Annotated in this window: 11 protein-coding genes; 7 read left to right on the top strand and 4 right to left on the bottom strand. The window is 38.5% G+C overall.

The features are described from left to right. Nucleotides 1–3,066 carry a SusC/RagA family TonB-linked outer membrane protein gene (locus ACP6L2_RS17450; RefSeq protein ID WP_440510528.1) on the bottom strand — a complete coding sequence of 1,022 codons (3,066 nt, stop codon included), beginning with the start codon at nucleotides 3,064–3,066 and terminating at the stop codon, nucleotides 1–3. 400 nt (nucleotides 3,067–3,466) lie between these two features. On the opposite strand from ACP6L2_RS17450, the gene trmD reads away from it, so the two are divergent. From trmD to dusB, 5 genes are all read left to right on the top strand, one after another. Further along, a complete protein-coding gene (gene trmD, locus ACP6L2_RS17445; RefSeq protein WP_440510527.1) occupies nucleotides 3,467–4,147 on the top strand; it encodes a tRNA (guanosine(37)-N1)-methyltransferase TrmD in 681 nt (226 codons plus the stop codon). 243 nt (nucleotides 4,148–4,390) lie between these two features. Next, nucleotides 4,391–5,794 (top strand): anthranilate synthase component I family protein, encoded by a 1,404-nt coding sequence (locus ACP6L2_RS17440; protein WP_440510526.1) that lies wholly within the window; start codon nucleotides 4,391–4,393, stop codon nucleotides 5,792–5,794. Between the two features lies 1 nt (nucleotide 5,795). Then, nucleotides 5,796–6,368: an anthranilate synthase component II gene (locus tag ACP6L2_RS17435; RefSeq protein ID WP_440510525.1), complete on the top strand. Its 573-nt coding sequence runs from the start codon at nucleotides 5,796–5,798 to the stop codon at nucleotides 6,366–6,368. Nucleotides 6,369–6,390: 22 nt separating this feature from the next. Continuing rightward, nucleotides 6,391–7,173 carry an indole-3-glycerol phosphate synthase TrpC gene (gene trpC, locus ACP6L2_RS17430; RefSeq protein ID WP_440510591.1) on the top strand — a complete coding sequence of 261 codons (783 nt, stop codon included), beginning with the start codon at nucleotides 6,391–6,393 and terminating at the stop codon, nucleotides 7,171–7,173. Nucleotides 7,174–7,319: 146 nt separating this feature from the next. Next, entirely contained in the window at nucleotides 7,320–8,315 is a 996-nt protein-coding gene (gene dusB, locus ACP6L2_RS17425; protein ID WP_344675599.1) for a tRNA dihydrouridine synthase DusB, read from the top strand. Between the two features lie 16 nt (nucleotides 8,316–8,331). Here the strand turns inward: dusB and ACP6L2_RS17420 are convergent, their stop codons facing one another. From ACP6L2_RS17420 to ACP6L2_RS17410, 3 genes are read right to left on the bottom strand one after another with little or no spacing between them, the layout of a single operon-like run. Next, a complete protein-coding gene (locus tag ACP6L2_RS17420; RefSeq protein WP_440510524.1) occupies nucleotides 8,332–9,816 on the bottom strand; it encodes an oligosaccharide flippase family protein in 1,485 nt (494 codons plus the stop codon). 1 nt (nucleotide 9,817) lies between these two features. Continuing rightward, nucleotides 9,818–10,099: an acylphosphatase gene (locus tag ACP6L2_RS17415; RefSeq protein ID WP_344675601.1), complete on the bottom strand. Its 282-nt coding sequence runs from the start codon at nucleotides 10,097–10,099 to the stop codon at nucleotides 9,818–9,820. A gap of 34 nt (nucleotides 10,100–10,133) precedes the next feature. Continuing rightward, nucleotides 10,134–11,297, bottom strand: coding sequence for an amidohydrolase family protein (locus ACP6L2_RS17410; protein ID WP_440510523.1), 1,164 nt, complete (start codon nucleotides 11,295–11,297; stop codon nucleotides 10,134–10,136). A 356-nt stretch (nucleotides 11,298–11,653) separates the two neighbouring features. Here ACP6L2_RS17410 and ACP6L2_RS17405 point away from each other — a divergent pair, with 356 nt between their 5' ends. Continuing rightward, entirely contained in the window at nucleotides 11,654–14,116 is a 2,463-nt protein-coding gene (locus ACP6L2_RS17405) for a TonB-dependent receptor (RefSeq protein ID WP_440510522.1), read from the top strand. Nucleotides 14,117–15,440: 1,324 nt separating this feature from the next. Next, entirely contained in the window at nucleotides 15,441–16,703 is a 1,263-nt protein-coding gene (locus ACP6L2_RS17400; protein WP_440510521.1) for an HD domain-containing protein, read from the top strand. Nucleotides 16,704–16,710: the final 7 nt, after the last annotated feature.

Raw genomic sequence — 16,710 nt, 5'->3', positions numbered from 1 at the left:
TTAGAATGTAATATTAATGTTGAAACCATAAATACGGGTTGGAGGAGTCTGATTAACGTCAGTAATACCTACCGTATTTCCATCCGTGAAACTGAATTCAGGGTCAGTATAAATGTTTTCTTTAGCTAATTTGGTGAATAAGTTACGAGCAACTAAACCAATATTTGCACGTTTAATAACTTTCTGATTAGCTAACCAAGAAGCTGGTAAGTTATAGTTCAAAGACACCTCTCTTAATTTCAAGAAAGTCGCATCTTTAACATAGTTTTCTTGTGTAGCATTGTGTTGGCTATACCAATAATCAAATCCACCATCAGCTGTTTTAATATCTGTATTAGGTACAAATGTGCCGTTCTCCTCGTATACTGAATTAGGGAACACGAATGGTTGACGATCATATTGAGCAGACTCCCATGACAAACCAGTAAAGTTATTCAAGTTCGCTAAGCGGCTATAGAACACATGACCAGTACGGTAATCCAATTGTGCAGCTAAGGTTAAGTTTTTATAACGTAATGATGTATTGAAACCTAAGTTAGTAGGCGCATTTGTTTGTCCCATAGCTTTCATTTCAGAAGCACGGATTGGATATCCTGTAGACTTGTCTACTATTACACGACCTTCTGGATCACGTTTGTAAGCAGTAGTTTTGATCATCGGATAAGCTTCTCCTTTAATCGCATAGATATAAGCAGAGTTTGCAAAACCGCCCAATGGAATTTCGTTCAAGCCTTGGTATAAATCTGTTACTTTATTATCATAATGGGTATAATTCAATCCGATGTCCCATTTCCAATCTTCTGTACGAACAGGTGTTCCGCGCAATGTAGCTTCGATCGTATTATTGGTTACTGTACCAGCATTCACGAATGCTCTGTCGTATCCAGTTGCGAAAGAAGTTGAAATAGGAATAATTTGACCATCAGAAATACTGTAAGCATAAGTTCCTTCAGCGTATAAACGATCGTTCAACATGCTAATTTGGAAACCAGCCTCATAGGAATTCACAAACTCAGGTTTTAAGTTTGGATTAGCAAATGTATTTCCAACAGTAAAGCCTGGTAAATTTCCAAATGGGAAACCTGGTCCTAATTCATAAGCTGTAGTCAAATTGTATGGACTTAAGTTTACATTGGCAGTTTTATTTCCTGACACATAGAATTTCAAGAAATTAATCGGAGATGATTCCTTAATAGTCGGGAATGCTTCTGTTGCTATAAACGATAAGGAAGCACCTGGATACAAGTACGATCTGTTATCAGGACTTAACACGGAAATAGACTCATGTCTTAAATTCACTGTAAGGTATAACATGTCGCGGTAATTCACATCCGCTTGAGCAAATCTAGCTGATTGTTTTTTTCTAGAATAATCAGAACCAACTGTTGCTTCACCTAATCTGTTGGACACATTGTATAATCCTGGAACTACTAACGCATTAGCAGTGTTTGATACAAATTTGGAGTAATCTGTACGAACGTTTACCCCTAAGATTAATCCTAAGTCAAAATCACCGAATTTACGTTGAGCCTGAAGTATAATATCTGAGTTCAAACGGTTAAAGTTATCGGAACGATCTGTTACAGAACCTGGATTATCTGTAGGTCTATCATAAGCTTTAGTATAGGCAACTTTCGCATAGTATTGTTTGTAGTTTGAATTCAATGCATAGTTACCTAAGCGATAAGTAGCGCTTAACCAATCTGTAAAGTCATATTTCAACTCCAAGTTACCATTAAACACTTCTTCTCTAGTGTTTCTTCTGTTATTATCGATTTCCCAGTAAGGATTTACATAATAACCTGAAAAATAACCATCAGGAGTAGCGAACGGATTATTTTGCCAATCTTTCAATTGCGTGATAGGCACGTTTTGAGGAACGTTCAATAGGTTGTTGTAAACACTTGAACTCGTAACATCAGGGTTCTGATAAGTATAGTTCAAATTAAAGGACGTCGTGAAATTACCAAATTTTCTAGAGGCATTAAAACGACCACCAGTTCTTCTGTTTTTATCCTTCGGTGTAATACCTTTGATATTTACATCTTGGAAGGCAGCATAGTATGATGTAACATCATCACCACCAGACACAGAAATATCATTTTGAATAGTTGATCCTAAAGCCCAGAATTTTTCTTTCTCACCACTTACAGCAGAATATGGAAGTTTCCATTCGCTACCATCAGCCAAGGTTGGACCTACAACTACAGTACTTCCATCATATTTAGGACCCCAAGATGTGTTTTCATAAGGCACGTAGGTGTCTAAGTCATATCCATTACCGAATTGTTCCTGCATTTTTGGTAGATAAGCTGCAGATTCTAAAGAAGAAGTGTTACTGAAATTGATAACAGGACCACCTTTACTTCCTTTTTTCGTAGTCACGATTAACACACCATTCACACCTTCTGAACCGTATAATGCCGCAGCATTCGCGCCTTTCAGAACGTTGACATCCTCAATATCATTTGGATTCAGTGCGTTTAATACGGAGTTAGGAACTGGTACACCATCCACAACGATTAGCGCCTGGTTATTACCTAATAAAGAACGGTTACCACGTAATACCACACGAGTAGATGGGTTTACACCGTTGTTAATCAAGTTAATTTGAAGACCAGGAACCTTCGACTGAAGACCTGTTGCCAAATTGACAACTTTTCCTTCAGTTAATGCCTTAGCATCAACCGTTTGGTTAGAATAACCAGTAGAAGCCGCAGAACGTTTAATACCGTAAGCTGTTGTTACGATTACCTCCTCAATGGCATTTTCTGAAGCTACTAAAGCAATAGAAATGTTGCTACGAGTACCAACCTTTACACGCTGGGACGTATATCCTACATAGGAAAAGGATAAGGTTCCCTCGTTGGAAACAGAAATAGTATAGTCACCATTTCCATCAGTTTGAGTGCCGGAAGATGTTCCAACTACTGTAACTGACACGCCGCTCAAAGGACGCCCATCAGCCTCAGATGTAACTTTCCCACTCACTTGTCGATTTTGCGCATAAACTACACCAATAAGCATAGTACATAGCAAAATTACGCTGAGTAATTTTTGTTTCATGTTTTGTTGTTGTTTAGTTAAATAATTTGGGTTTTCAGGTAGTATAATTGTTAAATTACTGTTAAACCTCTTCTCAAATGTAGCTCGAGACGTATGAGTATTGCAAAAAAATGCCATTTTTTTTGATAATTTATCGTGTTTTATACACAAATGTTACCAAAACAATACATTATTTAAATTCAATGTAAACAATAGTAATAAAATCTAAACAAAAAAATACTTAAGAAATATATTTTATTTTTATAGACAAAAATTAAGTTTAAAACATGCATTTTAATTACTTTTTCCAAACATTCACACTTAACTTGTCTACACCAACAACCATTTCTAATAATTAGATAAAATTATTTCCTAACACTTTGGGGTTAAACTTCCAAACCATTATTCTAACTTTGCAAGCATGCGATTTGATATTATTACCGTATTACCACAGTTATTGGATAGCCCATTTGCTCATTCTATCTTGCAAAGAGCACAGAATAAAGGACTGACAGAAATCCATGTTCATAATCTCCGCGATTATTCGGACAACAAGCATAAATCTGTTGATGATTATCCTTATGGTGGTGGGTCAGGAATGGTCATGCAAATCGCTCCTTTCGCTGCATGCATTGATAAGCTCCTTGAAGAACGCGAATATGACGAAATCATCTACATGACACCTGATGGTGAAACCTTAAATCAAGAAATTGCCAATCAATTATCTTCAAGTGCAAAGAACATCATGATCCTTGCTGGTCACTATAAGGGAATCGACCAGCGAATCCGTGATATTTATGTCACCAAAGAAATCTCCATTGGTGATTATGTGCTATCTGGCGGAGAATTACCCGCGGCGATTTTAGTAGATGCCATTGTCCGTGTTATTCCAGGTGTTTTATCCGATGAAACCTCTGCCCTATCAGACTCTTTCCAGGACGGATTATTAGATGCGCCAATTTACAGTAGACCAGTGGATTGGAAAGGCCATAAAGTACCTGATGTTTTACTATCAGGTCATGAGGCAAAGATTACCGAATGGCGCCATGAACAGCAATTGAAACGAACGAAAGAACGCCGTCCAGATTTGCTAAATGACTAAGGATTAGCACTTTTTTTTGATTATTTTATAAAAAATGTTTGCTTTGTGGAATTTTCTACTAATTTTGTGAATTATGTTGACTCAAAACAAATATACTAACCGTTGGTGGCTTCTGACTAAATAAGTCGGGAGGGTGGTATATTATTAGATAAAGATTTTCATAATCAACCAAAACCACAGAATGGTAGCCCGACGATTTTTCGCCGGGCTTTTTTTATACTTTTTAAACGATTAATAAACAATATGAGCTACAAATTTCAAACGAACCACAAGAAGATCCTTGCTGACACGACTACAGCAGTGAGCATATACCTTCGGCTTCGTGACACCTTTCCGAACAGCCTGCTGTTAGAGAGTTCGGAATACCACAGTCGTGACAACAACATCAGTTACATCTGTTGTCAGCCGATCGCAGGGATTGTTCTGGAGAATGAAGAGTTAAGCATCTCTTTCCCTGATCAACCAAAAACAACAAAATCGGCAAAAGAGCTCAACCTACGTGAAGAAGTCTCCAAATTCCGAAGCACTTTTCATGCAGAGCCCCTAGCAGACATCAATGTCATAAGTACCGGCTTATTCGGCTATTTCACTTTTGATGCTGTTGAATATTTTGAAGACATCACCCTAACTACTAAACCAAATCCTGCAAAACAAATCCCTATCTTACAATACCACGTCTACAAATATGTCATTGCTATTGATCACTTCCGCAATCAATTACACATTTTTGAAAACCTGTTGGAAAACGAAGAAAGCGAATTGGATCGCATGCAGTTCTTAATCCAGAATAAAAACTTTCCTGAATACACCTTCCAGACCAAAGGACCTGAATCCTCCAACATGAGCGATGAGGACTTTAAGAACCTAGTTCTTAAAATGAAAGAGCACATTCAACGTGGCGATGTTTTTCAAATTGTCCCATCCAGAGGATTCGCAAGACCGTTCAGTGGCGATGAGTTCAATGTATATCGCGCTTTACGATCCATCAATCCATCTCCTTACCTATTCTACTTTGATTATGGAGATTTCAAACTATTCGGTTCCTCACCAGAAGCACAACTTACCATCAAAGCAGATGTGGCAACCATATATCCTATTGCTGGAACATTCAAACGAACTGGCAATCTGGAGAAAGACGAGCAGATCGCGGAAGAACTCAAAAACGACCCTAAAGAAAGTGCGGAGCATGTAATGCTGGTTGATTTAGCAAGAAATGATTTAAGCCGTCACTGCAGTAACGTAGAAGTAAAATCCTACAAAGAAGCGCAATATTATTCCCACGTTATCCATTTGGTTTCCAAGGTAAGTGGTAAATTGCATGCAAATGCCAATCCGTTCGATGTTGTGGGAGACACCTATCCTGCAGGTACCTTATCAGGAGCTCCAAAGCATATGGCACTAACCCTAATCGATAGGTATGAAGGCTTTCAGCGCTCCTTTTATTCAGGTGCTATTGGTTTCATGGGCTTTAACGGTGATTTTAATCACGCCATCATGATACGTTCCTTTATGAGCAAACAAAATGTTTTGCATTATCAAGCTGGTGCAGGCATCGTCCTAGACTCAGACCCAGAAAAAGAATTACAAGAAGTAGATAACAAAATATCCGCTCTACGAAGAGCATTAGAATTAGCAGTGACCATATAACATGAACAAACCCGTTTTAGTAATCGACAATTACGATTCATTCACCTATAATTTGGTTCACTTACTTCAGGAATTGAACCAATCTTATGAAGTGGTCCGTAACGATAAATTCGATTTATCCTATGTTGACCAATTTGACAAAATCCTTCTTTCTCCAGGTCCTGGAATACCTGAGGAAGCCGGATTGCTTTTGGATGTTATCCGCACCTACGCTCCTACTAAAAGTATATTAGGCATTTGCCTAGGTCAGCAAGCTATAGCAGAGGTATTTGGTGGCAGTTTATTCAACATGCCTAAGCCTTTACACGGAGTAGCGACAAACATTGAGGTAACAGATGACACAGAAAACCTGTTTCAGAATTTTCCTAGAGAATCCAAAATCGGTAGATATCACTCTTGGGCGGTCTCCAAAGAAGATCTCCCAGCGAGTTTAAAAATAACGGCAATTGATCCCAATGGTATTATCATGGCATTAGCGCATAAAGAATACGATGTAAAAGGCATGCAATTCCATCCAGAATCCATTCTTACCGATAATGGAAAAATCCTATTAGAAAACTGGTTAAAAAATTAAGGTCATGACAGAAGCGGTAAACATGAATATATTAGATAAAATAGTCCTTCGGAAACGTCAAGAGGTTCAGGCTGCCATGGAAAAGGTTAGTTTGGCTGAGTTGGAACAATATCCACTCTTCAACCGTAGCTGTTATAGCCTCCGAGAAAGCGTATTGGACAACAATAAAAAGGGAATTATTGCAGAATACAAAAGAGCCTCCCCTTCCAAAGGTCTGATTAATGGAACTTCATCCGTTCAGGAAGTCGTGAAAGGCTATCAGGATGCTGGAGCTTCTGCCATCTCCGTACTTACTGATGCAGATTTCTTCCAAGGATCACTTCAAGACTTGACGGAAGCCCGTGAAGTATTGCAAATCCCTTTGTTACGAAAAGAATTTATCGTTGATAAATATCAAATCGCAGAAGCCAAAGCTTATGGAGCGGATATCATCCTCTTGATTGCTGCGTGTCTAAGCACCTTGGAAATCCGTGATTTCTCCAAATACGCCAAATCATTAGGCTTAAATGTTCTATTGGAAGTGCACAATGAGGAAGAGCTTAATCGATCCATATTTCCAAGCATCGATGCTATTGGGGTGAACAACAGAAACCTGAAGGATTTCTCGGTTTCTTTAGATCATTCCTATAGTTTGGTGAATAAAATACCAAATGACTACATCAAAGTATCTGAGAGTGGAATCTCCGATCCTCAAACGATTAAGGATCTCAAGAAAGCAGGATTCCATGCCTTTTTGATTGGAGAGAACTTCATGAAAACAGAAAATCCGGCACAGTCAATAAAAGAATTTGTAGCTCAAATCTAATCTATTGACAAGAATAAACATCTAAAAGCAACGCCCTATTCAAGCGTTGCTTTTTCTTTTTTGACTTTTAGATTAGCAAGCAATGGCAGCCTACATTTTCAAACAAGCCATTAATTTCCTTACCTTTGTGAAAATTTCAGAAAAGCATGTCGGTAAAAATTGGCGAACATATTGATTTAGGAGAGTTTCCGTTATTGCTAGCACCTATGGAGGATGTGAGTGATCCACCGTTCCGTTATGTCTGCAAACAAAATGGAGTGGACATGATGTACACCGAATTTATTTCTTCAGAGGGCCTGATACGGGATGCTGCAAAATCTCGCCAAAAATTAGACATTTTCGAATATGAACGCCCGATTGGCATACAAATATTCGGTTCAGACATTGAGCATATGCGTCAATCAGCCGAGATCTGTACACAAGCTAATCCCAACCTGATCGATATCAATTACGGTTGCCCTGTAAAGAACGTTGCATGCCGTGGTGCTGGTGCCAGTCTTTTACAAGACATTGATAAAATGGTTGCCATGACTAAGGCGGTTGTAGATGCTACTCACCTTCCGGTTACCGTGAAGACTCGTTTGGGATGGGATGATAGTACTAAAAACGTCTATGAGGTCGCAGAACGCCTGCAAGACATCGGCATCAAAGCTTTAGCCATTCACGGAAGAACACGTGCGCAGATGTATAAAGGTCAAGCCGACTGGTCTATGATTCGTGATGTGAAACAAAACCCAAGAATTAAGATCCCTATTTTTGGAAATGGCGATGTTGACTCTGTTGAGAAAGCAGCGGCATGGCGTCAAGAATATCAAGTGGATGGTATTATGATCGGAAGAGCTTCCATTGGTTACCCTTGGATATTCCGTGAAATCAAACACTTTTTCCAAACGGGTGAACGTCTTGAGGGACCAACCATTGCCGAGCGTGTTGATGTGTGTAGAACTCACCTCACCAAATCCATTGAATGGAAAGGTGATAAAACAGGAATCTTTGAAATGCGCCGTCACTACGCAAACTATTTCAAAGGCATTCCAAACTTTAAGGAATATAGAATGAAATTAGTCGAGCTTCAAGATGTAAACCACATCATAGAAGTTCTGGAAGATATCAGGCATAACTTTGCCGAGGAAGTCGCTTAAGTAAGCGACTTTTTTTTTATCGCCTAATAAACCGCTTAATCAATTCTCTCTCTGAATAAGCCACAACACCTATTAGAGCAAGAAATAGGACATTTGCGAACCAGAAATTAAGCTGATAAGCAATAAAGGATAAAACCACCCCTATAAGAAGATAAGCACCTATTTTTAAGGATTCATAAGGAATCGGATAATTCTTTTGTCCCCAAACATAAGACAAAATCACCATCGTAAAATAGGCAACAGTTGTCGACAATGCTGCTCCGGTATAGGAATATTTAGGTATTAACAACAGGTTCAACACAATAGTCATCAAAGCACCTATACCTGAAATATACAGACCATAACGTGTCTGATCGGAAAGCTTATACCATACCGAAAGATTGATGTAAATTCCCAACAGCACATAATTAAACAGCAACACCGGAACAATAAATAATCCTTCCCAATATCCGGCAACATCTTCAGCTTTTCCACGGATAAATAACTTCAACCAATCCAAATTAGCACAGATTCCAACCATCACCAAGATCATGGCAAGCACAAAATACCGCATAATCATGGCATAAGTTTTTTTGGCATTTTCGTTCTTGGCATAAGAAAAAAAGAAAGGTTCAGCACCTAATCGGAAGGCCATAACGAATAAATTCAGAAACACCGCCAATTTAGTAACAGCTCCATAGACCCCCAACTCGCGATCACCCTCTACCCCTGGAATTAACTTCGGGAACATCATTTTGTCCAGATTCTCATTGATAATAAAGGAAATGTTGGCAATCATGATAGGGAAACTATAGGTCAACATTTTTCGTAACATCACCGTATCAACACGGAACCGGAAACTCAATAGTTGGGGCAACAGCATAAATAAGGTCACTAAGGATGCCGCTAGATTCGCCAAGAAGACATTCCCCAACCAATCTTTACGAAACCAACCTGCACTGAGGTCCTTCCAAAAACTTGACTGCTCTGTCAACCATGGCAAACCATAAAGAAATAGCAAAACAAAACCTAAATAGGTAAATATATTGACCAATTTGATAACACCATAACGAATGGGGCGACCATCGGCACGAAGTTTAGCAAATGGAATCACTGCTAATGCATCAGCTGCCACTATTAATCCTACGATTTTAACATAAGTTGTATAATCCGATACGTTTTCCCTTTCACCAACGAACATCGCGATAGGTGTTGAAAATGTAAAAATAGTAATAAGGAAAATCGCGGTCATAAGAAGGGTGACAAAGAAGCTGGAATCATAGACCCGCTGCTTGTCACCCTCTTTATTTTGTAGATATCGGAAGAATGTTGTTTCCATGCCAAATGCTAGAACAGCATTTACTAAAGAAACATAGGCATATACGTGCGTAAAGATACCATATGCCGCTTCCGTAAAGTTACGGGTCAGAATGGGCGTAATAACAAATCCCAATGTTCTTGAGATAATGGTCGTAAGACCATATATCATCGTATCGCTGACAAATTTCTTAAGCCCCGACACCTTAACTTATTTTTTTAACGACCTCAAAATTTTTGAAGCCTTTTAATTCATTTGTCTCTTGGTGCTCCACGGAGCTTACCTCGGCATCCTCTGGTCCATCCGCACAAAACTCAAGCAAGGACTGAAGCGCAAAATCATCACCTTCAGCCTCTATGTATACCGAACCATCAGGCTGGTTCATTACAAAACCCTTAACACCCAATTGATCTGCCACAGCTTTTGTACTTGCGCGAAAGAAAACACGTTGTACTTTACCCTGAACCTGAATATTCCAATGCTTCATCCTACAAAGGTAAAAGAAGAATTAGAATAACAAACTAACGAATACGTCTTACCGTAACTTTAGGTGTCAATTTGAATGTGTCCATACCTTCTAACAGCACCAAACCCGGTTGCTTGCCTTCTTCCAAAGATCCCAACTGATGATCTAAGTTTAAAGCACGAGCACCATTAATGGTCGCCCATTTAATCGTATCGTTGAAGTCCAAATCAGGGAACTCTTGATGAATTACCTTCATTTCTTCCAAGATATCCAAACTATCATTAGACGCTAAACTGTCTGTTCCTATTATGATTTCATAATCTCCTAAAAGGAAATTATCAACCTTAGGAATTCTTCCCTCGATGTATAAATTCGCCTTCGGGCAGAAACAGAAATAAACCTTACGGCCCATACGATCTACAAAATCCAAATCCTTAATGGAAGTGTAAGTGTTGTGTACTAAAATTAATTTGTTTTTGGTTGGAATGTAAGGAAGGAAGGATTGCAAGGAGTTTCTAGCTTGCGCTTTGAAATCTTCTATATCGAAATCCAATTTCTTATAAAAGTCTAAGAATTCACCTTTTTTGTAGCGGAAAAGTTTATTTTCCTCATCACTTTCCTGGTTGTGGATACTGATAATGTTATCCTCACTGACTGCCTTCTTTAAGGTTTTAAACAAGAACTTAGAACCTGAATATGGCGCGTGTGGAGTAATCGACGAGTGTTTGTAATCGAAATGAAACTCGATTTCTTTTGCTTGATCGATACGGTTAACAACATCCTCTTTTCGCATAGCCATAACCTCAACAAAGGTATGGTAGGTAATCGGGCTTTCCTCTTTCACCTTAGCTGTAGCAGCTGTATTCACATGGTCACCAACTGCTTGAATACCATTTTCATACATTGCTTTATCAGCAGCCAACATCGCCTTTTCCACCTGATCCTCTTTGCTGGAACGCTCATCCATCACTTTACTCAAGAAAGTGGTTAATCCTGTACCTTCGGGAACCACACCCTTCATGTGCGACAACTCCAAATGACAATGGGCATTGATAAAACCCGGAATTAAGGCACCCTTGAAATATTCGACTAGGTTTTCATCGATCTCCCCAGGATTATAAACACCTTTTACTACTCCCTCATTATCCATAGCAACAATTCCTTTCTTTATTGCAGGACTCGAAATAGGGAATACAACATCAGCACCGTAATACTTCATACAATTTAATAGTTCTATTTTTTTTAAAGTTAGTGTAACTGCTTTTGAAACAGTTCAGCCAATTTACAAAAAATAAAATTCAGTTTAACTAATAAAAAAATATTTATGAATTTGTTACAAAGGTTGCACAATTTTGAAATGATGCATATAAAGCCTACATTTGCCGCATCTAATAGGGGTGCCTTGTTGTCAACAACACAAAAAAAGGCTGAGATTATACCCTGTGCAACAGTTGTAAAACGAATTGCACTCACCTGATCTGGGTAATGCCAGCGTAGGGAAAGGGAGGTTAAATTTAACCTATTGTAACCCCTTGCAATGGGAACTTTTAACTCATAAAAAAACAAATATTTATTATGCTAAACAGATGTATAGCCCTGGCAGTATGCTGCTTGTTTGCTATTTCAGCGATGGCGCAAAACAACCTGACAGTCCGCGTGACTAATCAAGAAAATTCACCATTAAGTGGTGCCACGGTTACTTTAAACCAACAAACCACACAATCCAACACAGAAGGTGTAGCCTCTTTTACCGATCTTTCCAATCAAAATTACCTGTTGCAGGTTACCTTCTTAGGGTACAGCCCGCAGAAAGTGAAAGTGAATCCTAGTCAACAAAAAGAAATCCATATACGATTAACAGAACTTGGCTTCCAAGCAGAGGAAATCTACATCAACGTGACCCGTGCTAAGGAAAATTCAGCAACTACATTCAAGAACTTGGGTAAGGAAGAAATCCAACGTAAAAATGTAGGTCAGGATATCCCTTATTTACTCGATCAAACTCCTGGTGTGGTTATTGGTTCGGATGCTGGTGCAGGTATTGGATATACTAACATGACTATCCGTGGATCGGATAATGAGCGTATCAATGTAACATTAAATGGAATCCCTTTGAACAACTCAGAAAGTATGGGCTCCTTTTTTGTCAACCTTCCAGACTTCGCCTCCAGTACGCAAAGTATACAGGTACAACGTGGTATCGGCACTTCTACCAATGGAGCTGGTGCTTTCGGAGCTTCATTGAACATCCAAACCGATGCCTTGGAATCCAACCCTTATGCAGAACTGAACAACTCATTCGGTTCCTTTAATTCTTGGAAAAACACCGTAAAAGCAGGCTCAGGACTAATCAATGGTAAATATGCAGTAAATGCTCGTTTATCCCGAATCAGTTCAGATGGCTATGTGGAACGCGGATCTTCTGACCTGAAATCTTTCTATGTAGATGCTGGCATGTATACTGACAAACATACCTTAAAGGCGACTGTTTTCTCTGGTAAGGAAAAGACTTATCAAGCTTGGTACGGCCTTCCTGAACCATTGTACACCGGTAACAGGGATCGTCTTGATGATTACATCGCGGCTATGGAGATCTATGATCCTAAAGAAATCGAACGCATTAAAAATGCAGATAGAAGGTATAATATTTACAATTACGACAACCAAACTGATAATTATACGCAGACACATAGTCACCTGCAGTACACTTATAAAATCAGCGATAAGACTAGTTTAAATGCTGGATTACACTATACACGTGGAGCAGGATACTATGAGGAATACCGCATTGATGATAAGTTCAGTAATTATGGTTTAACCGACATTATTAACGGTACGGAATCCATTAAAAAAACAGATTTAATTCGTCAGCGTTGGTTAGACAACTGGTTCTACGGTGTAACCTACGCCTTACAACATCGGGTTAATGATCATTTCAACTTAAGTTTTGGTGGTGCTTATAATCAATATGTTGGAGGGCATTTTGGAGAAGTCATCTGGAGTAAATACAATTGGGGCACCCAGCCTAACCATCGCTACTACTACAACGAAGCTCATAAAAATGACTTCAACTTTTTTGCAAAAGCAGACTATCGTTTAAACAAATGGCTTTTCAATGTGGATTTACAATACCGTAACATCTATTACAATGCCGAAGGTGATGACAACAAAATCAAAAACTTTCATTTCAATGATAAGTTAAACTTCTTTAATCCGAAGGCTGGATTTACCTATTTATTAAATGATCAATCGAACATTTATGCTTCTTATGCTTATGCAAGCAAGGAGCCAGTACGCGATGATTATTTGGAAAATCCATTGAACCTTTTCCCAAAACCGGAGAAAATGCAGGATATCGAAGCGGGATATAGATACCGCGATCGACAGTTCAACATTGGAGCTAACCTGTATGCGATGTTGTATAAAGATCAATTAATCCCAACCGGTAAAATCAACAATGTAGGTGAGGCAATTCGTCAGAATGTAAAAGACAGTTATAGAATTGGCTTTGAATTGGATGCTGCCTGGAAAGTAAGCGATCTATTCCAATGGTCCATGACAGCAGCCTTAAGTCAAAACAAAATCAAGAATTTCACGGAGCTGATGACCATATACAACAACAATATCGATTGGGAATATATTGGCGAAAAGGAAATCTTTCATAAAAGCACGAATATAGCTAAATCACCATCGGCGGTTTTATCCAATAATTTCACGTTCCATGCAACTCCAGATTTATCTTTTAGCTTGTTGAGTAAATACATCTCAAGAATATACATGGACAATACCAGTGCAAAAGAACGCAGTTTAAAACCTTCCTTTGTAAATCATGTTCAGGCAGTTTACAATTTCTCAGCCTTCGGAATCGAGAATATTGGCCTCAATGCTACGGTCTACAATATCTTAAATGCGAAATATGCCACTTCTGGTTATACTTGGGGTCAATATTTCCAAGACAGCAACCAGCGCGATTATTATAACTTTTATTATCCACAAGCTGGAACAAACTTTATGCTTGGACTGAATATTCGATTCTAGTTCAAAAAGAAAGGCAAATAAAATTTATACAGAAATGCTGCATGAAAAATGATTTATGCAGCATTTTTTATGGAATATCCTCGCGGAATGCATCATGATATAAACAAGGAAAATTTAAAGTATATAAGATGAGATTCCCAATACGATAAAAAGTTCAAAGACCTAGAACACGCTTCGCAATTTATTTGCTGACATTAATAGGCTATTTACTGATCTTTTAAGAAAAGCATATAAGAGTGATTGGTTGTATTTTCTAATAGGAAGGATGGATAATCTTACTTTTTATTAACTACTCCAGCACTTGTTCATTCTCTTTGATTTTGGACTTTTTCCTTTTTACTATGTATGTCCTTAATCTTTATATTTCCGCAACAATAATGGTTTTTAGATATCGTTTATTAACGGTCGATGCATGCATCGACCCTACATGAAACATGGAAAATTTAGCCTAAAATATCCCTAACTGTAGGGTCGAAGCATGCTTCGACCGTTTTTTACAATAACCTTGCATTGGGACTTTTTTGATCTCTATTTAGCGGTCGATGCCTGCATCGACCCTACAAACATTCGTGAAAATAAGGTTTCCTATTACCCAAAACTGTAGGGTCGAAGCATGCTTCGACCGCATATATTAAATCCTAAAAACAGCAACAATAATCCCATAAAAAACGGTCAACTCTATTTAGGGATGGACATAGGTCTAAATACCAAATATTAACTACTATTTAAACAGGGGTTTACCGTGTGCTTCACAAGGGTTTTCTTCGTCACTCCTTCGGATCTCCTTCGGAACTTGTTCGGAACTCCTTCGGATCTCGTTCGGTTAGAAGCGAACGAGATCCGAAGAAGATCCCTATCAGATCCAAGGAAATTCCATTAGAGTATCAGAGCAAACTGGTCGGACTTTGCCGGCATTCTAAAAGTGAAAGCAACGTAAAAAAGCTGCAGCTATTAATTTGAGCACTCTAAAAAAACAAACATTCAACAACCTTACTTAACTAAAAGGATATATAAATAGGAATTTAACAATGTCCAATTGAAATTATAAAAACTTATGTTTTAACAGGTAAAACCTCTCTAATTCAGCTCATAAGCTGTCTATTTCGAAATCGATTGCATCAAATAGATTGAATTCTTGGTAATAATTAACGAATAGATACATCAATTTTCTACCTAATAATGGGTATTTCTATCAAAAAAGACCGTTTTTGATATATTTTTAACATTAATTAAGTACCATCTGTGTATCTTTGCCCGTATCTTAGCCTACACAAGTAAGAAAATTACGGTTAAATGGCTTATACATAATCACTTTTAGATTAGATTGAATAAGAAAAAAATAATAAATGATCCTGTTTACGGTTTTGTCACAATCCCGTCGGGTTTCATTTATGACCTCATCCAGCATCCTTACATCCAAAGACTTCGTTATATCAAACAGGTATCTATGACGCATTTGGTGTATCCCGGAGCCTTACACACGCGTTTTCAACATGTTGTTGGAGCCATGCACCTCATGAGCCTGGCGATTGAGACTTTACGTGGAAAGGATGTGCTGATTTCTGAAGAGGAAGAGGAAGCAGCATTAGCAGCGATCTTATTGCACGATGTAGGCCATGGCCCATTTTCACATTCCTTGGAGCATACTCTTGTGGAAGGTGTGTCCCATGAATTGATCTCTGCTCAATTGATGGATAAACTTAATAAAGAATTTAATGGTCGATTAGATTTGGCAATTACCATTTTCAACGATCATTATCCTCGTCCTTTCTTACATCAATTGGTTTCCAGTCAATTGGACACAGACCGTATGGACTACCTGAATAGGGATAGTTTCTTTACGGGGGTTTCCGAAGGTGTCATCTCCTTTGATCGCATCATTAAGATGTTAAATGTGAAAGATGACGAGCTGGTCGTCGAAGTAAAAGGGATATACTCCGTAGAGAAATTTTTGATTGCTAGGCGATTAATGTATTGGCAAGTCTATTTGCATAAAACAGTTATTGCTGCTGAGCAGATGTTAATCCAAGCTTTGGCGAGGGCAAAACAATTAAGCAATGCAGGTCATCGCTTGTTTGCAACCCCGGCATTGGAACATTTTCTTACTCAGCGGGTAACAAAAGAAAATTTTCTAGAGAACGAGTCGCATTTGGAGTGGTTTACACGTTTAGACGACACCGATATTCTTTCAGCAATCAAAATCTGGGCAGATCATGAAGACCCCATTTTGCGAACATTATGCCGAAAGTTAATCCGTAGGGAGCTATTCCGAACTGAAATGAGCAATAAGCCATTTCCAACGGAATACATTAATGAGTTGAAGGAAAAGGTGAAAGAGAAGTTCATGATTGGGGAAGATGAAGTTGGTTACTTTGTCTATGAACAAGTTGTCGGAAATAGTGCATACGATTCCTCCAGCAGTAAGATCTGCGTTTTGGAAAAAGATGGTCAGCTAAAGGATATCGCTGAAGCCTCTGACCTTTCAAATATCGAAGCGCTGACAAAACGAGTGAATAAATATGCTGTCACCTATCCGAAAGAGATTGGTTACATCACACAACGCCAACAAACAATTATTAACATATAACCTTTTA

The organism is Sphingobacterium lactis (assembly GCF_051951495.1).
Taxonomy (GTDB): Bacteria; Bacteroidota; Bacteroidia; order Sphingobacteriales; family Sphingobacteriaceae; genus Sphingobacterium; species Sphingobacterium lactis_A.
Note: the sequence above shows the minus strand (reverse complement) of the source record. Positions and strands in the feature narration are given on the sequence as shown.